We start from the raw sequence: 19,310 nt of genomic DNA, 5'->3' as shown, positions 1-19,310 counted from the left end.
GCCGGGCCGCTCAGAAGTGATAGGTCGCCGTGGCCAGCACGTAGTCGCGATCCGCGAGCGGGCGCGTGACCGGGTTCGGCGAGCCGAGGAACTTCGCGTAGACGAGCGACAGCTCCAGGTTGCTCAGGCGCGTGAACGTCACGCCGGCCGTCACGCGGTGGTCGCCCTGGCCCGTCAGCGAGCCGAGCGCGCCGGCGAGCGGCGACGTGCCCGTCAGGTCGTGCGTGTAGGTCAGCGGCACGTCGAGATCCCAGCCGTTGAACACGTTCTTGTAGCTGAGCGTCCACGCGATCTCCATCGCGAGCGCGTTGCGCGAATTCGCGAGCGTGGTCGACCCGCCTTGCTCCGAGATGCTGCCCGCGTGCACGTACGTGAGTTCGCCGATCAGCGACTGCGAATTCGCGAGGAAGCTCGGCCCGATCGAGTAGATGCCGGACAGGTTGGTCTGCAGCACGTTCGCGCGCGTCGACTGCGGGCCCATCGCGGTATTGACGAGCACGGCCGCGCCCTGGCGGTACGACACTTCGCCCGCGACGTTCACGGGGCCGACCTGCGTCGAGAAGCTCGCACCGGTCAGCTTGATGTTGTTGAAGTAGGTCTGCTGGTACTGGAGCGTCGGGAAGTACGTCGTGACGACACTCGGGTTCATGTCGTTGTAGTGCAGGTGATACACGCCCAGCTCCGTGTCGCCGAACACGCGGAAGCGCGCGCCGATCCCCCACTGGTTTCGGGCGCTCGGCTTGTCGTCGGCGCCGCGCGGAATGATCATCCCGCCCGGGCCGATGATGAACTGCGCGCCCGGGCCAACGACGTCCGAATAGCTCCAGTAGGTGCCCGGCGCGGTGAGGCGGTTCTCCTTGAACGCGAACTGGTAGTACGCGAGCAGGCTGAAGTTCGGCGTGATCTGCCATTGCGTCGAGATCTGCGGCACCGGCAGCAGGATGTCCTTCACCTCGGCGCCGGCCATGTACGACTTGGTCGCGTCGGCGGGGCCCTGCGCGCCCGCGATGTTCGGGAAGAACAGGCTTTCGCCCCACGCGACCACTTGATCGCCGACCTTCACGTTCAGGCTCGTCGAGCCGATGTGGAACGTGTTGTACGCATACGCGGCGAGCAGCGTCGTGTGGCCGCCCGACCAGTAGCGCGCATCGCTCGTGAAATTGTTGTACTGGCCCGACTGGTTCACGGTGCCCGGCGCGTCGTTGTAGTTCGGGCGGTGGTACGCCTGGTCGTAGAACGTGTCGGCCCGCACGAACACACCCCAGTCGTCGTGCTTCAGGTTCACTTCGCCGAGCAGGCTGACCTGGTTCTCGATCAGCTTGTTCTTCGCAAAGTTGCGATCGCCGTCGTCGCCGTTGATGTTCGCCGGCGTGAGGAGATTGCCGCTCGGTGCGCGGGTGCGCATGCCGAGGCCGTAACTGAGCGTGAACGTGTAGTCCAGCGTCGTGTCGGCGCCCAGCTCGATCGTGCTGCCGGCGTGCGCGTTGGGAACGGCGCACGTCAGCAGCGCGGCGGCCAGCGTCGACAGCGTGGCGGTTGCCCGCTTGTCGGTACGGCGCGAAATCCGTTGATGCATGGTGTCTCCTCTTGGGGGTATCGACGACGGTCGACTATGTGTTGTCGTGAGAGGCAGAGTAGGGAGATCGCGGTAGCAGGGAATCGTCAAAATGAACTAGATGACTTCCCTAGGACTGGCAACGATCGCGCGATGCCGCGTGCGCGACGCGTGTCATCGCGCGTTGGCCTGTGCCGCCGACAGGAACGCGGGCCGTTCGCCGCCGCCGTCGAGCCGCAGGTTCGCGCCCGACGTGTACGACGCGTCGGGCGACGCGAGAAAGAGGCATGCGGAGGCAACGTCGTCGGGTGTCGCGAGGCGGCCGGCGGGAATCGTCGCGCGGATCGCGTCGAGCGCATCGTCGTCGCCATAGTGGCCTTGGGTGGCCGATTCCGTCTGCACGAGGCTCGGGCTGATCGCACACACGCGCACCCGCGGCGCCCACTCGACCGCGAGCGACGTGACCGCATTGACGAGGCCCGCTTTCGCGGCGCCGTACGCGGCCGTGCCGGGCGACGGCCGTGACGCGCTGACGCTCGCGATGAACAGCATCACGCCGCCTTCGGGCTGCGGCTGCATGATCGCGTTCACGCGCTGCGCGAGCTGCAGCGGCGCGATCAGGTTCAGCCGCACGATCGATTCGGTGAAGCGCGGCGACGCATCGGCCGCAAGCGCGAACGGCGAGCCGCCCGCGTTGTTGACGAGCACGTCGAGGCCGCCGGCCTCCGCGCGGATCGTCGCGAGCATCGCGTCGACCTGCTCGATGTCGCGCAGGTCGGCGGCGACGAATGCCGCCGTGCGGCCGCCGGCCGCGGGCGGCGTGTCGGGCGCGCTGCGTCCGCAGACGAACACGCGCGCCCCCGCCGCGAGAAACCGTTCGGCGATGCGCCGCCCGATGCCCTTGGTGCCGCCCGTCACGAGCACTGTCTTGCCGCTGTAGTCGAATCCGTTCATCGTCTGCCTCCGTTTCGGTGGGCCGATGATAGGAAGAAGCGCGCGCGGCTTCGTAGTCTGAAAGGATGATGCCGGCCGGCGCCGGCGACGCAATCATCGTGGTCAGGCATCCATCGAACGACGAAGGAGACAACCCGCGATGACGATCCCCACGACGCCGCCGGCCGGCATCTTCACCGACGTGCCGGGCGGCCTGCGCCTGCACCATTACGAGGCGGGCGAAGGCCGGCCCGTGGTGTTCATCCACGGCAGCGGCCCGGGCGCCAGCGGTTTCAGCAACTTCAAGCACAACGTGCCCGCGTTCGCGGCGGCCGGCCATCGCGCGATCGTCGTCGACCTGCCGGGCTACGGGCAGTCGTCGAAGCCGTCCGACGTCGCCTATACGCTCGATTTCTTCGTCGGCGCGCTGCATGCGCAACTGGATGCGCTCGGGATCGGGCCGGCCGTGCTGCTCGGCAACTCGCTCGGCGGCGCGATCGCGCTCAAGTACGCGCTCGATTACCCGGACGAAGTCGACGGGCTGATCATGATGGCGCCGGGCGGCGTCGAGGATCGCGACACCTATTTCCGGATGGAAGGCATCCAGCGGATGGTGAAGCTGTTCACCAATCGCCAGATGAATGACGACACGATGCGCGAGCTGCTGACGCTGCTCGTGCACGATCCGGCGATCGTCACCGACGCGCTCGTGGCCGAGCGGATGAAGGTGTGCGTCGAGCAGCCGACCGAAGTGCTCTCGACGATGAGCGTGCCGAACCTGACCGGTGCGCTCGGCGACCTGCGCTGCCCGGTGCTGGGTTTCTGGGGAACGGACGACCGTTTCAATCCGGTCGGCGGCGCGCTGAAGTTCCTCGAACGCTGCCGCGACGCGCGTTTCGTGCTGATGAACCGGTGCGGCCACTGGGTGATGGTGGAACACGCCGACTATTTCAATCGGGAATGCCTCGATTTTCTTGCGGCGCGGAATACGCGATAACGCCGGATGCCCGCGAGGGCCTGCCCCGATGCGGGCGGGCCGTCTGATCACATACATGGAGACGACATGAAGCTCATCGAAGACCTGTTCGACCTGCGCGGCAAGGTGGCCGCGATCACCGGCGGCGCGCGCGGCATCGGCGCGGAGACCGCGCGCACGCTGGCCGCGGCCGGTGCGAGCGTCGCGATTCTCGACGTGCTGTCGCAACCGGCGGAAGCGCTCGTCGAGGAAATCCGCGCGCAGGGCGGCCAGGCCGCGTTCTGGGCGCTCGACGTGACGCAGGAAGCCGACGTGGCACGCGTGTTCGGCGAGATCGTCGCGCGCTTCGGGCGCCTCGACGTGCTCGTGAACAACGCGGGCATCGAAGGCCACAACGTGCCGACGCACGAACTCACGCTCGCGCAATGGCAGCGCGTGCAGGACGTGAACGTGAACGGCGTGTTCCTGTGCACGCGTGCCGCGATTCCGCATATCGACGCGGCCGGCGGCGGGTCGATCGTGAACCTGTCGTCGATGTACGGGATCGTCGGCGGCCCCGACGTGCCCGCGTATCACGCGTCGAAGGCCGCGGTGCGGATGATGGCGAAGGTCGACGCGATGCTGTACGCGGCGAAGAACATCCGCGCGAACTCGGTACACCCCGGCTATATCCGCACGCCGATGCTCGAGGACGCGTTCCGCCAGATGGGGCAGGACCCGGACAACGTGTTCGGCTACCTGCAGACGCACGTGCCGATGGCGAAGATCGGCAGCCCGCGCGACATCGCGGCCGGCATCCTGTATCTAGTGTCGCCGGCCGGCCGTTATGTGACGGGCGCGGAGCTCGTGATCGACGGCGGTTATACCGCGCGCTGACGCGGCGATCGCACCACAAGGGAGACGCGCAGTTGAAAGTGCTCGTGGCAGTGAAACGCGTGGTCGACGCGAACGTGAAGGTCGGCGTGAAATCCGACCGGACGGGCGTCGACATCGCGAACGTGAAGATGTCGATGAACCCGTTCGACGAGATCGCGGTGGAAGAGGCCGTGCGGTTGAAGGAGGCCGGTGTCGTGACCGAAGTGGTCGCGGTGTCGGTCGGCGTCGCGCAGGCGCAGGAAACGCTGCGCACGGCGCTCGCGATCGGCGCGGATCGCGCGATCCTCGTCGAATCGAACGACAGCGTAGAACCGCTGGGTGTCGCGAAGGTGTTGAAGGCGCTGGTCGACAAGGAGCAGCCGTCGCTCGTGATCCTCGGCAAGCAGGCGATCGACGACGATTCGAACCAGACCGGGCAGATGCTGGCCGCGCTGGCGGGTTTGCCGCAGGCGACGTTTGCATCGAAGGTGGTGGTGGCCGACGGGCGTGCGACGGTTGCACGCGAAGTCGACGGCGGCGCGGAAACGCTGTCGCTTCGACTGCCGGCCGTGGTGACCACCGATCTGCGTTTGAACGAGCCGCGCTACGTGACCTTGCCGAACATCATGAAGGCGAAGAAGAAGCCGCTCGAGATTGTGCAGCCCGGCGACCTTGGCGTGGATGTGACGCCGCGTTTGAAAGTGCTCAACGTGAACGAGCCGCCGAAGCGCGCAGCCGGCATGAAGGTGCCGGACGTGCAGACGCTGGTCGCGAAGCTGAAGACCGAAGCCAGGGTGCTGTAACAGGGAACGCAACGAAATGACGATTCTGGTAATTGCGGAACACGACAACGCATCGATCAAGGCCGCGACGCTCAATGCGGTGGCGGCTGCGCAGGCGCTCGGCGCGGCAGGCGGCGGTGACGTGCATGTTCTGGTCGCGGGCCACGACGCGCAAGCGGCGGCCGACGCGGCAGCGAAGATCGCCGGGGTATCGAAGGTGCTGCTGGCCGATGCGCCACAACTCGAAGCGGGCCTCGCGGAAAACGTCGAAGCGACCGCGCTGAACATCGCGAAGGACTATTCGCACATCCTCGCGCCGGCGACTGCATACGGCAAGAACATCGCGCCGCGTATCGCCGCGAAGCTGGACGTCGCGCAGGTCTCCGAGATCACGGCGGTCGTGTCGGTCGACACGTTCGAGCGCCCGATCTACGCGGGCAACGCGATTGCGACGGTGCAGTCGGGCGACCCGGTCAAGGTCATCACGGTGCGTGCGACCGGCTTCGATCCGGTTGCAGCGGAAGGCGGCAGCGCGGTGGTCGAGAAGATCGAGGCGGCGGCAGACACAGGCAAGTCGCGGTTCGTCAGCCGTGAAGTGACGAAGCTGGACCGTCCAGAACTCACGAGCGCAAGCATCATCGTGTCGGGCGGCCGTGGTCTGGGCAGCGGCGAGAACTACACGAAGGTGCTGGAGCCGCTGGCGGACAAGTTGAGCGCAGCGCTCGGCGCCTCGCGCGCGGCAGTCGACGCCGGCTACGTGCCGAACGACTACCAGGTCGGCCAGACCGGCAAGATCGTCGCACCGCAGCTGTACATCGCGGTCGGTATCTCGGGTGCGATCCAGCATCTGGCCGGGATGAAGGATTCGAAGGTGATCGTCGCGATCAACAAGGATCCGGAAGCGCCGATCTTCAGCGTGGCCGACTACGGCCTCGTCGGCGACCTGTTCGCGCTCGTGCCGGAAGCGGTCGCGGCGCTCTGACGATGCCGCTGTTCGAATTCAACGGGATGCGGCCGCGCGTCGATCCGTCCGCGTACGTCGACCCGAGCGCGGTCGTGATCGGCGACGTGACGATCGGCGCGCGCTGCTACATCGGCCCGCATGCGAGCCTGCGCGGCGACTTCGGTGCGATCGTCGTCGAGGACGGCAGCAACGTGCAGGATGGCTGCGTGCTGCACGTCGGGATCGGCGAGACGTGCCGGCTCGGCGTCAACAGCCACATCGGTCACGGCGCGATCGTGCATGGCGCGACGCTCGAACCCGACACGATGATCGGAATGAATGCGGTCGTGATGGACGGCGCGACCATCGGCTCCACGACGATCGTTGCCGCGTGCGCATTCGTGAAGGCCGGCTATGACGTGCCGCGCGGCGTGCTGCTCGCGGGCATGCCGGGGCGGGTCGTGCGTCGGCTGAGCGGCGCGGAGATCGACGCGAAGGCGAACGGCACGCGGATTTATCAGCAGCTGGCAGCGGATTGCCTGAGGACGATCAGGCGGATCGACGCGTGAGCGGAAGGAATCCGGGGCAGGATGCGACGGATTGCCGGGCAGGTTGCCGTTGCCGTAAGATCGGCACTGGCTTTCCACCGGCATTCGCGTCACATGAAAAAGAACGTCCGTTTGCGGCTTACGGTCATCGCGTCGGCTTTTGCCGTCTACAGCGTTTATATGCACGTCCAGCAGCTCATCAGCGGCTGCGTGTGGGTCAGGGGCCATCAGCGCTGCAGCTTCGAAAACAGCGCGAATTTCGAAGGCTGGATGGATCTCGACCTGATGATCGCCTGTTGCTGGGTCGCCGCGGCGGTGGTGGGCTGGATTTCCGTCGTGCAGGCCACGAAGAAGCCGGGTTGAAGGCGGGTAGTTCTGTCGCGCGAATCCGGTTTCTGTCAATCCGTGACAACGATCATCGGCGCCGCGCCGTCCGCGATCGACACGCATCTGCGGCTGCTCGAGGAGGCGACCGGCGTATCGTTGCTCGAGCGCGCGCCGCGCGGGCTGCGGCCGGCCGGCGTTGTGCTTTTCCCCTCCGCGCCGGGATAATGATCCGGCGTCGCACACGCTGCGCGAGGGGAGGCTCCCATGCAATTTCCGACGGGATCGGTGGTCGCGCTCAGTTCGGCCGCCGCGACGATGTTTTCGATGGGCATGCTGTTTCTCGGCTACTGGGGATTGCACGAGCCGTTGCCCTGGCGGTTCGGCGATTACGTCGTGATCGTGCTCGCGCTCGCGGGTTTCGCGTGCCTCGCCAGCGTGCCTTTTCTCGCGACTTCGCCGATGAAGACCGCCGGCGACGAGTCGCGGATGCTCGTCGCGCGGCGCGTGTTTCTGTGCGGCGCAAGTGCCGTGTGGTGTGCGATCGTCGCGTCGCTGGTCGTGTGACGTGCGGGCGTGACGTCTGGATCTGAGCGGCCGTCCGCGAGCCGGTCGGCGCGCCATGCGCGCCACCGGAATTCGAGGGTTTCTCCCGTCGTATCGGTCATCCGTTCCAGCTTTGATTTCCCCGATGCCGTGCACTAGATTCGAAGCGTTCATGTGTTACAGCGCGCGAGGTGAAGCCATGACGCCGTGGGAGATTCAGGGCACCGAAATGATGAGCTGCAATTGCTCATACGGATGTCCTTGCCAGTTCAATGCACCGCCGACCCACGGCGGATGCGAAGCAATGGGTGCGATTTCGATCGACAGCGGCCACCATGGCGACGTGGTGCTCGACGGCGTCAGGATCGCGGTCGTGTTTCAGTGGCCGGGGGCGGTCCACGAAGGCCGTGGCAAGTGTCAGCCGATCGTCGACGAGCGCGCGAGTCCGGCGCAGCGCGAAGCGGTGCTGAAGATCATGACCGGTCAGGATACCGATCCGTTTGCGACGATGTTCGCGGTATTCGCGTCGACGCTCGAGCACGCGTTCGAGCCGATCTTCACGAAGATCGATTTCGACGTCGATGTCGATGCGCGGCACGGCCGGATTCATGTCGACGGCGTGTTCGACGTCGCGGGCGATCCGATCCGCAACCCGGTGACGGGTGCCGAGCATCGCGCGCGGATCGACCTGCCGAACGGTTTCGAGTACGAACTCGCCGAGATCGGTTCGGGCACCGGGCGCTCGCAAGGCAACATCGTGCTGAACCTCGACGGAACCTATGCGCAGTTCGCGCGGCTGCACCTGAACAACCACGGGCTGATCCGGCATCGCGCGGCGGCATGACCCCGTTCGACACCTGGCTCGGGCGCGAGCGCGTCGTCACGCTGCTCGGCATGGCCGCGCTCGTCGGCGTGTGCTGGTTCTACCTGTGGACCGGCGCGGGCACCGGCATGTCGGCGCTGCAGATGACGGCGATCGCGCTCTTTCCGCATCGGCTGACGGGCGACATGGGCAGCATGGATCCGTCGCTGCCGACCGTGATCGCGATGTGGTGGGTGATGATGATCGCGATGATGACGCCCAGCGCGGCGCCGCTCGTGATGCTGTACCGGCGCGTGCTCAGACATCGCGGCGCGGACGGCTCGGCGGCTGCGTTGACGTCGCTGTCGCTGCTGGCCGGCTATCTGGCCGCGTGGTTCGCGTTCTCGGTCGGCGCGGCGTTGCTCCAGCAACTGCTGCAGCCGGCCGGGCTGATCTCCGCGATGATGCTGTGGTCGAAGAGTGCGGTGCTTTCCGCGGCCGTGCTCGCGCTGGCCGGGCTCTATCAATTCTCGCCGCTGAAACGTGCATGCCTTCGGCAATGCCGCGCGCCGGCGGCCTTTCTGGTTGCGCACTGGCGTCCGGGCATCGCCGGCAGTTTCCTGCTCGGTGCGCGACACGGGATGTATTGCGTCGGGTGCTGCGGGTTGCTGATGGCGCTGCTGTTCGTCGGCGGCGTGATGAACGTCGTGTGGATCGCCGCGCTGTCGGTGTTCGTGTTCGCGGAAAAAGTCCTGCCCGGCGGCGAGCGCGCCGGGCGCGTGCTGGGCGTCGTGCTGATCGCATGGGCCGGTGCGACGTTGTTCGTTTGAGCCGGGCATCCGCGTCGCGGCTTCGATGAACAACGGAAATGTCTTCGGGGCTGCGGGGGACGATCGATGAAGACCTGCTTTCACGCTTTCGCCGCGTGGTGCGCGGCGGCAGTCGTCGCGATGCCGGCGTTCGCGGGCAGCGACATGCCTGCGATGAGCATGGGGCGTTCGAAGATGTCGGTGCCGGATGCGGCGCTGACCTATGCCGAGGTCAAGGAGATCGATGCCGGGCGCGGGCTGGTCATGTTGAAGCATGGCGCGCTCGACAACGTCGGGATGCCGCCGATGACGATGGCGTTCAAGGTCGAGGATGCTGCGATGCTGACGTCGCTTCATGTCGACGACAAGGTCAGGGTGCGCGTCGAAAGCGTGAACGGCACGCTTACGATTGTGAAGATCGTGAAGCGTCCGTGACGACGCGTGGCATGTGCAATGTGCCGGGACCGGCGGTGTGCGGTCCCGGCCGTTTTTTTGGGAGTCGTGCTACGTAACGCCGGATCGGTGTTACGTCGATGCTGCCGGAACGCACGGCCGGATTGAACGCCGCGGGTGGAGGCGCGGGCGATGTGCTGCGCGGGAGTATGGCGTCGGCAGGGGCGCTGCGGTGCGGCGGCGGGATCGTTACCGGAACCGACGGGCATGGCACGGTAGATGCTTGCAGGAAGGATCGCGCTGAATTGCAGACGGGGGCTTCCATGCAAAATCATTTCATCAAGGCGAACGTTGCGCTCGCCGCGATTGCCGCGGCGTGTGCGCTGGCGGCGTGCGGCGGCAGCGATGTCACGGCGCCGAAGCCGGGTGGCAACAACATCGGAACGAGTACGAGCGGGACGGGTGGGACCAGCGGGACGAGTGGGACGAGTGGCACGAGTGGTACGAGTGGTACGAGTGGAACCAGCGGGACGAGTGGGACCAGTGGCACGAGCGGAACCAGCGGCACGAGTGGGACCAGTGGCACGAGCGGAACCAGCGGCACGAGTGGGACCAGCGGCACGAGCGGAACCAGCGGCACGAGTGGGACCAGCGGAACGAGTGGGACCAGCGGCACGAGCGGGACCAGCGGAACAAGCGGGACCAGCGGAACAAGGGGGACCAGCGGAACGAGTGGGACTAGCGGAACGAGTGGGACTAGCGGAACGAGTGGGACCAGCGGAACCAGTGGCACGAGCGGAACCAGTGGCACGAGTGGAACCAGCGGCACGAGCGGAACCAGCGGCACGAGCGGAACCGGCGGCACAAGCGGCACCAGCGGAACCCCCGGCACGAACGGCATCATCAGTTCCGTCGGGGCGGTCGTCATGGCCGCCGGCGCCACGATCAGTGAAGCGAATCCGCCGGGAGTGGGCAACGGCGTGACCACCGGCCTCGGCAACACGGTCACGGGTGTGGGCACGATCATCCGCGACACGTCGAACGCTGTGAGCAACGGCATCGGCCAGACCGGTTTCACGGCGAACCCCGTCGGCACGACGGTCGCCGGGCTCGGCTCCATCGTCGGCTCGGTCGGCAATCCGGTCGCCGGCCTCGGCGACACGGTGAAGGCGCTCGGCACCGGCCCGCTGTCGCCATTGGCGCCGCTCACAACCCCGGTCGGCGGCCTGCTCGACACCGTGTCCGGCGGCATCAAGACGGGCGGCACCATGCTCGGCTCGGCCCTGTCGTCGGCCCCGGTCCAGCAGACGACGCAGGCGATCAGCACCGCGATCACGCCGCTCGTCACGACCGTCGGCCAGATCACGCAGCAGGTCGGCACGGCGACCGGCCTCGGGCAGCCGGTCGCGGGCCTGCTCGGACAGATCGGCGGCGCGATCACGTCGGCGGGATGGAAGGTGACGTCCACGTCGCCCCAGCCGCTGGTCGGCGGCGTCGGCGGGCTCGTTCGCGCGGTCGGCAACACCGTGACCAATGTGGGCGGCCTCGTGAACCCGAGCGGCGCGAACGGCGCGGTGCCGGTGGCGGGCCTGGTGACGAGCGTGGTCGGCGGCATGCCGGCGACCGTTCACAACGGTTCCGCGACCGGCGCGGACGGCGGCTCGCCGCTGGGTGCGCTCGCCAATCCGCTCGCGCCCATTACGGGGCTGGTGGGCGGCCTGCTTGGCGGCGTGGCCGGCAAGTAGCCGATCGGTCCGGATCGTCACGGCGGTAACCGGCCAGATGAAGAGTGGCCGCCGGTTACCGCCGGCCGGGTTTCTTGATGGTCTCCCGCGGAAAGCGGACCGGGCGGGGCCGCTCGATGCGTCAATCGCGAACGATGTCGCGCGGCGACGGCGGCCGCGCCAATCCGCGTGCGGGCAGCGGCGTTGACATCACGATCGACGTGCGTGTTTCGCCGTACAGGTTGATGCGTTCGATCAGTTGTTCGAGATGGGTCATGCTGATCGCGACGAGTCGCATCACATACGAGTCCGCGCCCGTCACGTGATGGCATTCGACGACTTCGGGAATCGTCTCCAGCAACCGGAGGAATTTCGCTTTCGCCGGTTGCGGCACCGTGATGCCGATCAGCGCGCTGACCGGATAGCCGGCGGCGGCAGGATTGATCCGCGCGGTGTAGCCCTCGACGACGCCGGCCGCTTCGAGGCGCTTCACGCGCTCCGTCACCGCCGGCACCGACAGGTGCACCTGGCGCGCCAGTTCCGTGTAGCTGATGCGGCCGTTGGCCTGCAGCAGCGCCAGTACCTTCCAGTCCAGATCGTCCATCGCGGTGGAATTTTTTAAGGTGGAGTCGCCATTTTTCCTTAAAAACCGCATTCAGCGATGACCGGACTTTCCCTACGATGCCTGTTCAACGCGTCACAAGTCGCAAGGAGCAGGCGATGCTGTTCATCAAGTCCGTCGTCATGGGGCTGTCGATCGCGGTGCCGGTCGGCCCGATCGGCATGCTGTGCATCCAGCGCAGCCTGAGCCGCGGTTTTCAGGCGGGATTCGCGACGGGCGTCGGCGCCGCGTGCGCCGATGCGATCTATGGCCTGCTCGGTGCGCTCGGCATCGCGGGTATCGTCACGGCGTTCCCGATGCTGACCGTCGGGTTGAAAATCGCCGGTGGCGCATTTCTCGTGTGGCTGGCTTGGACCATCGCGCGCCAGGCGCCGGCCGCGTCGACGGCGCAACGCGACCTGCCGCGCACGACCGTCCTGCGCGACTTCCTGACGACGTTCGGCCTGACGCTGTCGAACCCGATGACGATCCTGTCGTTCGTCGGGATCTTCGCGGCGCTCGGCCCGCTGACGGGAGCGCGGGAAGGCGCGATGTGGCCGGCCGTGGCGCTGATGGTCGCCGGTGTGTTCATCGGCTCCGCGACGTGGTGGCTGTGCCTGAGCGGTACGACCGCCGCGCTGCGCACGCGGATGTCGTTCGCGTTCATGCACGGGCTGTCGCGCGTGTCGGCCGCGGTCGTCGCGGTGTTCGGCGTGATTCAGGTGGTTGCGGGCGTGCGCGCCGTCATTTAGGCCGAGGCGTCGCGCGCATCGCGCTGCGACCGGATCGCGTCGATAGTCGTCCGGATATGCGCGAGCAACTCGACTAACACCGCCTTCCTGAAAAACTGGTTCATCCGCGTGCTGACGACGAGATCGGCCGGCAACGCGTCGATCGCACGCTGAACCGACAGCAGATCGTCGGCGAGCCGTGCCAGCGCGGCGCGATCGAGCGTACTCACGGCAACCGCGATCTCGTCCGGCCAGAAACCGAATGCGTCGATGCCGCAGCATTCGGCGACACAGTCCGTCTCCAGTGCATCGATCAACGACATGACCCCGGCCAGACAGGGATCGATCGCGACCGCCTGCGCCTGCCCGCCCGACAGATCGCCGAATTCGATCCAGCGATCCGGGCCGATGCCGATGTCGTCCTTGTGGGGTTTGCCGTTCATCGTCCGACGCTCGACGGATTCAATTCAATGCAGGCAAATGCGCGCGCACGAAGCGCTCGATTTCCTGGCCCAGTTCCATGTCCTCGGGCGCGCCCATGAACCCGCCATGCGGCATGCCTTCGAACAGGTGAAGCTCGGTCGGCACCTGCGCGCGCCGCAATGCGCGGTGCAGGCGGACCGCGTTCGACAGGAACAGGTCGCGCGTGCCGCTCTGGATGAAGGTCGGCGGGAAACCGGCAGCGAAATCGCCGAACAGCGGCGACAGATACGGATGCGCGAGATCGGCGCCGTTCGCGTAGAGCAGGTTGTTCGGCATCAGCGACGTCGGCAACACCACGTCGACGAGGCGGTTGGTTTCGAAGCTGTCGCCGGATTCGGTCAGGTCGACTTCCGGCGACAGCAGTACCAGCGCGGCCGGCAGCGGCAGCCCTTCGTCGCGGGCGCGCAGCACCATCGCGGCGGCGAGGTTGCCGCCCGCCGAGCGCCCGCCGATGACGATGTTTTCCGGTGCGTAGCGCTCCAGCACGTACGCATACGCGGCGATGCAATCGTCGAGTGCGGCCGGATACGGATGTTCGGGCGGCAGGCGATAGTCGACGCCGTAGCATCGAATGCCGAGCCGGTCGGCTTGCATCTGCGCGCCGGCACGGCATGCGGCGCCGCCGCCGAGAACCAGCGCACCGCCATGCAGGTCGATGTACGCGCATTCGCCGGAAGCCATTGCCTCGGGCGTGGCGACGTGCACGTCCGCAGCGCCGGCCCGGATCGTCTCCACGCTTGAACGCAGATGACCGCCGAGCTGCTCGACGGCCGCCGCGTAGTGCGCGTCGGCGGCCGCCTTCACGCGCATCCATGCGTCGAAATCGTCCGGGGCAGGCATCACGTGCAGCGCGTTCAGCGGCACGCCGTCGCTGCCGACCAGCCGTTGCAACGCGGCTCGCGCCTCGTCGCTGATCGAGGCCGGGAAGGGGACGACACGGCTCGGCAGGACCACGCCGTCGGGTTGGTCTTTCATCGATTCAGCTCCGTCGGGCGAGTCATGCGGCGCAAGGCCAGTGGCGCAGCATCACGTCCAGCGCATCGAGACTGCGCAACCACGACGCGTCGGAAGCCGGTGCGCTGTGCGAGAACCCGCCGGCGCTTTCGAGTGTGACGTAGCCCATGAAAAAGCCGCCGAGCAGGCGGATCGCATGTGGCTGCTCGGCTTCCGGCATGTCGTAGCTGCGCAGCACGGCCGAGGTCATCCTCACGAGCCGGCCGCCGGCGCTTTCAGTGGCGCGCTCGACGCTCAGCGGGTGGCGCGCGGCTGCAAAACGGCCGGGGTGCTCGCGCGCGTAGTCGCGATAGACGTTGGCGAGCGCTGTCAGCGCGTCCTTGGCGGTACGGCCGGCCAGTGCTTCGGTTGCGCGATCGGCGAGTTCCCGCAGCGCGAAGAGTGCGATCCGGCTCTTGAGATCGTCGAAACTCGGGACATGGGAGTACAGGCTGGCGAGCTTGACGTCGAAGTGACGCGCGAGCGCTGCGCCGGTCAGGTGCTCGAAGCCGGTCTCATCGGCGAGCTGTGCGCCGGCTTCGACGAGTTTGTCCAGGGTGATGCCGGCGCGTGCCATGACGGATGCTACTCAAGTTAGTCAAAAGGCTAATTGTATTAGGTTCGGTGGGGATGTCAATTTTCCGGGCGTGCCGGTTCTGCCTGTGCGTCATTGGGGTGACGTGTTCCGCTGCGTCGAAGCGCTATGGCTTCATGTGATCGGGGATGGCCGCTTTGGTCGGGTGTCGTGTGTCAGGAAGCGGAGACAAACACGTGCCGGGCATGTAAGCCATATCCACCCGGCTGTCGCGGCGATCGGGATCTGCGTCGTCTGCGCATCACCCGTTCCGACGGGTGGCCCGTTGATGCCCGCACGATGCCCGTACCTGCCGTACAAGGGCCGTAGAGGGCGGAATTACCCAGCCACGCTTGCTGACGTTGCATCGCGTAGCGACTTGGGCGCCAGCCCTGTTCGTGACGATTACCCCAGCTCGAACGACGTCACCCCAAACACGCGATCGATTGCAATCGGCGGCGCGTCTTTCGTGTACATCCGCGCGGTTTCGAAGACGCTCGTCATGCCGTGCCGTTCCGCCAGCGCGACGGCTGCGGGGTTCGTTTCCGGCACGTCGAGCACGATGACCTCGCCGGGCATGCGCGCGGCCAGCGCGCGAAACAGCCCGGTGGCAACGCCTGCGTCGTCGGCGAACAGCGGGCCGACCTTGCAGCCCGCCTTGCAGCGTCGCACGACACCGTATCCGGCGATACGGCCGGCGTCGACGGTCACGAGCGCCACGGCATCCGGCTGCGCGATCCACGCGGAGACGAAACGTGCGCGTGCCGCTGGAAAGCACTGGCGGTCGTAGGCGAGCAACTGCTCGAACGGCACGTCGGCCGCGGCGGTCACGTGCGCGCACCCGATGCCGTCCACGCGCCCCTGATAGCGGATGTTGCGGTACGCGAGCGCGAATCCGGACTTCCGGTAGTTCGCCTGCTGGGCCACGACACCATCGAGCCCGATGTTGCGATCGGCGAGGTAACGCATGCCGTGCTGCCAGATTCGGATGCCGAAGCCCTTGCCGCGAAACCCGGGTTTCACGATGTAGAGGCCGATGAAACCAAAGCGTTCGTCGTAGGCGACGGCGGCGAGGCACGCGACGGGCTCGCCACGCCAGACGCCGACGAAGAACCCGGCCGGGTCCGCTTCCCGGAAACAGGAAGGATCATGCAGGCCCGGGTTCCAGCCTTCCGCCGCTGCCCATTCGATCGACATGGCTACCTCGTCGGCCGACATGGTGCGCACGATGAAGTCTTCGTGTTGATCCATGATTCACCCCGGTCGCTGCGCTCGGGAATGCGCGTTGCGTTACGTGAAATGCATCGAGGAAGCGTGGGCCGGCAGCCCCGTGGCTGTCGGCCGGATCATCATAGTCCGAAGAATGGAACGAGTGTGTGATGACCGATGCCGAGCCGAAGCGGCCGAGATGGGATATATCCCCCCACGTTCGGGAAAATCTCCGTCGGTGAAAAATTCATGGATGGAAGGTTTCGCCACGCAGCAGCATGTCGATGAACTCCCCGATTTTGCGCGCCCTTGTTTCGGGCTTTTTGGCATTCTGTATGCGATACAGGATCGCGTAGCGGTTGCGGCTGTTCAGGGTTGCGAAGAATTTTCCGGCTCCGGGGTTGGCGTCCAGAGCCGCCTGCAGGTCGTCCGGCACCGTCGAGTTGCTGGCCGACGTATAAGCAGCGTTCCAGCGGCCGTCCTTCCTGGCCTTCTCGATTTCGCCCATGCCGGGCGGGCGCATTCTGCCTGCGGCGATCAGTGCTTCAGCCCGGTCCTTGTTGAGTTGCGACCACAGGCTTTTGGCAGTGCGTGGGGTGAAACGTTGTAACCAGTATTGGTCGTTCCCGGCCCGCTTTTGACCATCGATCCAGCCATGGCAGAGGGCGCTTTCCAGCGCCTGTTCGTAGGTGACGGTTCGCTGCCCGGTGCCTTTTTTCGCGAGACGCAGCCATGCGCCGGTTGACGTGCTGCCGTTTTCCCCTAACCAGCTTTCCCATTCGATCTGACTGGCAAACGTGAGCGTGCATTCGGTCATGTCGATGTCCTGAATGGTGAGTACATCTACGGGGAAGGCGTCCGCAGTCTAACAGTGTTGATACGGACATTGACGCCCGTGGCGCGACCGAAAGACCGGCAGATCCGCAGTCACCAGCCCGTCGACGGGTTTGGGGCGGAATACCGTTTCCCATACCCGGTGACGGAAGCATCGAACTCTGCTTCCCGACGGGAGACCTTGCCGCCCACCGCGCCAAGGCCTCCTCATTCACCCGTCAGAACGTGTAACTCACCTTCCCGAACGCCGTCCGGCCAAGCGTGTTGTATCCATACGCGGTCATGTACTGCCGGTCGAACAGGTTCGACACCGTCGCCGACACCGTCAGGTGCGAATTGATCCGGTACGACGCGCGCAGGCCCACCGTCAGGTACGACGGCAGATAGGTCGAGTTGGCCGGATCGTCGAACGTCGTGCCGCCGTAAAGCAGCGACGCCCCCGTGCTCAACGCATGCAGGTGGAGTTCATCCCACGTGTGATCGATGTTGATGCTGACCGTCTGGCGCGGACGGCGGCTGAGCCAGGAGTCGTTGGTCTCGTCCTGCGGATTCAGGATCCCGACCGCGACGCTCACCGGCGTCGAGCGGCCGATCGTCCCCTTGTACGACAGGTCGATGCCGCGAATATGCGCGCGACCGATGTTCATCGGCGAGAACGTCGCCGGGTTGTACGCGATCAGGTTGGTGACCCGCGTGTCGTAGATCGCGGCCGTGAACGTACCGTACGACGTGTTCGCATCGACCGCGGCCTCGACCGACGTGTTGCGTTCCGGGCTGAGATCCGGATTGCCGTAGCCGGGGTAGTACAGGTCGTTGAACGTCGGCAGCTTGAACGCATTGCCGTACGACACGCGCGCCGTATACACCGGCGTGATCGCCCACGACAGCGCCGCGTTACCCGTATTCACCGACTGCCCGGCGATGATTTCATGGCGCCCCGCGAGGAACATCGTCACGCTGCCGAGCGTCGCCGACTGATGCAGCGAGAACGCGGAATCGTTGCGCGTCGGTATGCCGCCCGGCATATCGACCGGCAGGAACGCCTGCTCGCGCGTGAAGTCGTACGCGAGCTTGGTCTCGCCCGACAGCGGCAGCCCGAACAGGTGGAACCCGCGTTCCTGATGCGTCAACGACGTCGACGTGCTGATGCGCTGCGAATTGATCTGGTCGGTCGGGATGGCCGGATCGCTCGCGTAGAGGAACTGGCGATCGTTCGCATAACCGAACGACTGGTCGAACTGCGTGTCGGGTGTGATGTCGAGATGGAACGCGATACCGGTCGTCAGCTGATGATCGAGCTGGCGGTTCGCATAACCGCTGTTGTCGTAGGACAGATCGGACCGGTGATACAGCGCGAACGTCGAGATCGACCAGTTGTCGCGCGCGTAGCCGAGGCGCGCATCGAGATCCTGCGCGTGGTACGGGTTGCGGCCGGCCTCATGGTACGGCAGCACGGGCCGCGTCGAGTCGATGCCGGCCGTGTTGTACGAGCGCAGGCCGAGCGAGTAGGTGAGCCCGCCGAGCGCGGCGAGCGGCCCGGTCGACGGCACCGTGCCCGACGTGCGGAGCTGCGTGTCGAACGTCTTGTTCGACCCGCCGCCGAACGACACGGTCGTCTGGTTCGGCTGGTTGGCGGCGCGGCGCGTGAAGAGCTGCACGACGCCGCCCATCGCATTGGCGCCGAACGACGCGGCAGCCGGCCCCGAAATCACTTCCACGCGTTCGAACGCTTCGGTCGGCAAGTCGGCCCACGGCGCGATGCCGGTGGTCGGCGAGCCGATCCGGATGCCGTCGATGAACACGGCGACCTGGTTGGCCGACGAGCCGCGGATGCTGACCGACGCGGACGAACCGGGGCCGCCGTTCTGCGAGACGGTCACGCCGGGCAGCGTCGCAAGCGCCTGCGTGATGCTCGGGTCGCTCGGCGACAGCCGGTCGAGATCGGTGCGCGTGAGCACCTGGGTCGTCGCATAACGCTGGTCGAACGACTCGGGCAGGCGCCGCGTGTCGGTCACGTTGATCGTCGGCAGGTCGGTGCCTTCGGCGGCCGGGGCCGGTTGCGAAACCGCGGTGTCGCTAGCGGCGTGGGCGAGGGGCGAGAGGAGCGCGGTCGCGGCGGACGTGGCAAGGAGGTGTCGAATCTTCATGAGGCTGTCGTTGTCGTCGGGCTGCGCTGGCGTCGATCGTGAACGGGCGGCGGGCAGCACCGGTCTTGTTATCGGTGATCGGGTTATCGCGCGACCGGGCCGGGCAGGCCGGTTTCACGGGCGTCGGCGCGGCGCACGCCAGCAGACGCAGTCGATGGGGGACGGCACGCGCGTGCGTGCGGGCCGTGCAGGCCGGCGGCGTGCCGGCGCGGCGCTTCCGGTGCGGAAGCGGATGCGGTAACGATGGACATCGGGCGGATCCTGAGGTCGGGCCGTCCATGCAGCGGGCGACCGCCAACGGCGGTGCCTGGCGCGCCGGGACACCCCGCCCGGTGCGGCTGCCTGGACCTCGGGTCGATGGCAGGTCTCCTGGCTCGCGGGTCGTCATTCGTGCGGGCCTTCCCGGTTTCCCAGTGGCACGCAGTGGCACGAATTCACCGCTCACAGTTGCGGGGGCAGCCGCAGATTCGAGGCATGGCCTCTCCTGCGTTCCCTTTTGATCCCGTCTCCGGGCACCATCAGCGCGCAAGGGTAATGGCGTGCGCGCC

Annotated in this window: 22 protein-coding genes and 1 riboswitch; of the genes, 12 read left to right on the top strand and 10 right to left on the bottom strand. The window is 66.6% G+C overall.

Features of this window, described 5'->3' with window-relative positions:
* Nucleotides 1-10: 10 nt before the first annotated feature.
* Together DPV79_RS22685 and DPV79_RS22680 are read right to left on the bottom strand one after the other, a co-directional pair.
* Complete coding sequence (locus DPV79_RS22685) at nucleotides 11-1,576, bottom strand: DUF1302 domain-containing protein (protein WP_113046524.1); 1,566 nt, start codon at nucleotides 1,574-1,576, stop codon at nucleotides 11-13.
* Nucleotides 1,577-1,729: 153 nt separating this feature from the next.
* A complete protein-coding gene (locus DPV79_RS22680) occupies nucleotides 1,730-2,509 on the bottom strand; it encodes an SDR family oxidoreductase (protein WP_113046522.1) in 780 nt (259 codons plus the stop codon).
* 139 nt (nucleotides 2,510-2,648) lie between these two features.
* On the opposite strand from DPV79_RS22680, the gene DPV79_RS22675 reads away from it, so the two are divergent.
* The 6 genes from DPV79_RS22675 (at nucleotide 2,649) to DPV79_RS22650 (ending at nucleotide 6,955) form a co-directional block, all read left to right on the top strand.
* Nucleotides 2,649-3,485: an alpha/beta fold hydrolase gene (locus DPV79_RS22675; RefSeq protein ID WP_059683683.1), complete on the top strand. Its 837-nt coding sequence runs from the start codon at nucleotides 2,649-2,651 to the stop codon at nucleotides 3,483-3,485.
* Nucleotides 3,486-3,551: 66 nt separating this feature from the next.
* Nucleotides 3,552-4,340, top strand: a complete 789-nt coding sequence (locus DPV79_RS22670; RefSeq protein ID WP_021159456.1) for an SDR family NAD(P)-dependent oxidoreductase — start codon at nucleotides 3,552-3,554, stop codon at nucleotides 4,338-4,340.
* A 32-nt stretch (nucleotides 4,341-4,372) separates the two neighbouring features.
* Entirely contained in the window at nucleotides 4,373-5,122 is a 750-nt protein-coding gene (locus DPV79_RS22665; RefSeq protein ID WP_059484851.1) for an electron transfer flavoprotein subunit beta/FixA family protein, read from the top strand.
* 16 nt (nucleotides 5,123-5,138) lie between these two features.
* On the top strand, nucleotides 5,139-6,083 hold the full coding sequence (locus DPV79_RS22660; protein WP_113046520.1) for an electron transfer flavoprotein subunit alpha/FixB family protein: 945 nt from the start codon (nucleotides 5,139-5,141) through the stop codon (nucleotides 6,081-6,083).
* Between the two features lie 2 nt (nucleotides 6,084-6,085).
* Nucleotides 6,086-6,613, top strand: a complete 528-nt coding sequence (locus DPV79_RS22655) for an acyltransferase (protein WP_059484853.1) — start codon at nucleotides 6,086-6,088, stop codon at nucleotides 6,611-6,613.
* 93 nt (nucleotides 6,614-6,706) lie between these two features.
* Complete coding sequence (locus DPV79_RS22650) at nucleotides 6,707-6,955, top strand: hypothetical protein (RefSeq protein ID WP_113046519.1); 249 nt, start codon at nucleotides 6,707-6,709, stop codon at nucleotides 6,953-6,955.
* A 35-nt stretch (nucleotides 6,956-6,990) separates the two neighbouring features.
* On the opposite strand, the gene DPV79_RS42740 is transcribed toward DPV79_RS22650, so the two are convergent.
* On the bottom strand, nucleotides 6,991-7,251 hold the full coding sequence (locus tag DPV79_RS42740; RefSeq protein ID WP_165843549.1) for a hypothetical protein: 261 nt from the start codon (nucleotides 7,249-7,251) through the stop codon (nucleotides 6,991-6,993).
* Between DPV79_RS42740 and DPV79_RS22640 the strand changes: the two genes are divergently transcribed.
* From DPV79_RS22640 to DPV79_RS22620, 5 genes are all read left to right on the top strand, one after another.
* Nucleotides 7,184-7,483: a hypothetical protein gene (locus DPV79_RS22640; protein WP_021164379.1), complete on the top strand. Its 300-nt coding sequence runs from the start codon at nucleotides 7,184-7,186 to the stop codon at nucleotides 7,481-7,483. The two genes, DPV79_RS42740 and DPV79_RS22640, sit on opposite strands and share 68 nt — an antisense overlap.
* Nucleotides 7,484-7,661: 178 nt before the next feature.
* Entirely contained in the window at nucleotides 7,662-8,306 is a 645-nt protein-coding gene (locus DPV79_RS22635) for a DUF1326 domain-containing protein (RefSeq protein ID WP_059588880.1), read from the top strand.
* On the top strand, nucleotides 8,303-9,094 hold the full coding sequence (locus DPV79_RS22630) for a DUF2182 domain-containing protein (protein ID WP_113046517.1): 792 nt from the start codon (nucleotides 8,303-8,305) through the stop codon (nucleotides 9,092-9,094). Before DPV79_RS22635 ends, DPV79_RS22630 begins: the two co-directional genes overlap by 4 nt.
* Before the next feature lie 66 nt (nucleotides 9,095-9,160).
* The gene (locus tag DPV79_RS22625; RefSeq protein ID WP_113046516.1) at nucleotides 9,161-9,508 is read left to right on the top strand and encodes a copper-binding protein; all 348 of its coding nucleotides are present in this window, start codon (nucleotides 9,161-9,163) and stop codon (nucleotides 9,506-9,508) included.
* Nucleotides 9,509-9,789: 281 nt separating this feature from the next.
* On the top strand, nucleotides 9,790-11,211 hold the full coding sequence (locus DPV79_RS22620) for a collagen-like triple helix repeat-containing protein (protein ID WP_208866740.1): 1,422 nt from the start codon (nucleotides 9,790-9,792) through the stop codon (nucleotides 11,209-11,211).
* A gap of 121 nt (nucleotides 11,212-11,332) precedes the next feature.
* Here the strand turns inward: DPV79_RS22620 and DPV79_RS22615 are convergent, their stop codons facing one another.
* Nucleotides 11,333-11,794, bottom strand: a complete 462-nt coding sequence (locus tag DPV79_RS22615; RefSeq protein ID WP_027791696.1) for an Lrp/AsnC family transcriptional regulator — start codon at nucleotides 11,792-11,794, stop codon at nucleotides 11,333-11,335.
* A 116-nt stretch (nucleotides 11,795-11,910) separates the two neighbouring features.
* Between DPV79_RS22615 and DPV79_RS22610 the strand changes: the two genes are divergently transcribed.
* Nucleotides 11,911-12,543, top strand: coding sequence for a LysE family translocator (locus tag DPV79_RS22610; RefSeq protein WP_059707437.1), 633 nt, complete (start codon nucleotides 11,911-11,913; stop codon nucleotides 12,541-12,543).
* Here the strand turns inward: DPV79_RS22610 and DPV79_RS22605 are convergent.
* The 6 genes from DPV79_RS22605 to DPV79_RS22580 form a co-directional block, all read right to left on the bottom strand.
* Nucleotides 12,540-12,965: a DUF6331 family protein gene (locus DPV79_RS22605; RefSeq protein ID WP_059588872.1), complete on the bottom strand. Its 426-nt coding sequence runs from the start codon at nucleotides 12,963-12,965 to the stop codon at nucleotides 12,540-12,542. The two genes, DPV79_RS22610 and DPV79_RS22605, sit on opposite strands and share 4 nt — an antisense overlap.
* Before the next feature lie 19 nt (nucleotides 12,966-12,984).
* Entirely contained in the window at nucleotides 12,985-13,980 is a 996-nt protein-coding gene (locus DPV79_RS22600; protein ID WP_113046515.1) for an alpha/beta hydrolase, read from the bottom strand.
* A 22-nt stretch (nucleotides 13,981-14,002) separates the two neighbouring features.
* The gene (locus tag DPV79_RS22595) at nucleotides 14,003-14,575 is read right to left on the bottom strand and encodes a TetR/AcrR family transcriptional regulator (RefSeq protein ID WP_021164256.1); all 573 of its coding nucleotides are present in this window, start codon (nucleotides 14,573-14,575) and stop codon (nucleotides 14,003-14,005) included.
* Between the two features lie 402 nt (nucleotides 14,576-14,977).
* Nucleotides 14,978-15,823 carry a GNAT family N-acetyltransferase gene (locus DPV79_RS22590; protein WP_113046514.1) on the bottom strand — a complete coding sequence of 282 codons (846 nt, stop codon included), beginning with the start codon at nucleotides 15,821-15,823 and terminating at the stop codon, nucleotides 14,978-14,980.
* 205 nt (nucleotides 15,824-16,028) lie between these two features.
* Nucleotides 16,029-16,598 (bottom strand): YdeI/OmpD-associated family protein, encoded by a 570-nt coding sequence (locus DPV79_RS22585; RefSeq protein WP_111940004.1) that lies wholly within the window; start codon nucleotides 16,596-16,598, stop codon nucleotides 16,029-16,031.
* A gap of 235 nt (nucleotides 16,599-16,833) precedes the next feature.
* Nucleotides 16,834-18,762 carry a TonB-dependent receptor domain-containing protein gene (locus DPV79_RS22580; protein WP_059677557.1) on the bottom strand — a complete coding sequence of 643 codons (1,929 nt, stop codon included), beginning with the start codon at nucleotides 18,760-18,762 and terminating at the stop codon, nucleotides 16,834-16,836.
* A gap of 342 nt (nucleotides 18,763-19,104) precedes the next feature.
* Nucleotides 19,105-19,297, bottom strand: a riboswitch (cobalamin riboswitch).
* Nucleotides 19,298-19,310: the final 13 nt, after the last annotated feature.

It is taken from the genome of Burkholderia reimsis (genome assembly GCF_003294055.1).
GTDB classification, from domain to species: Bacteria; Pseudomonadota; Gammaproteobacteria; order Burkholderiales; family Burkholderiaceae; genus Burkholderia; species Burkholderia cepacia.
Note: the sequence above shows the minus strand (reverse complement) of the source record. Positions and strands in the feature narration are given on the sequence as shown.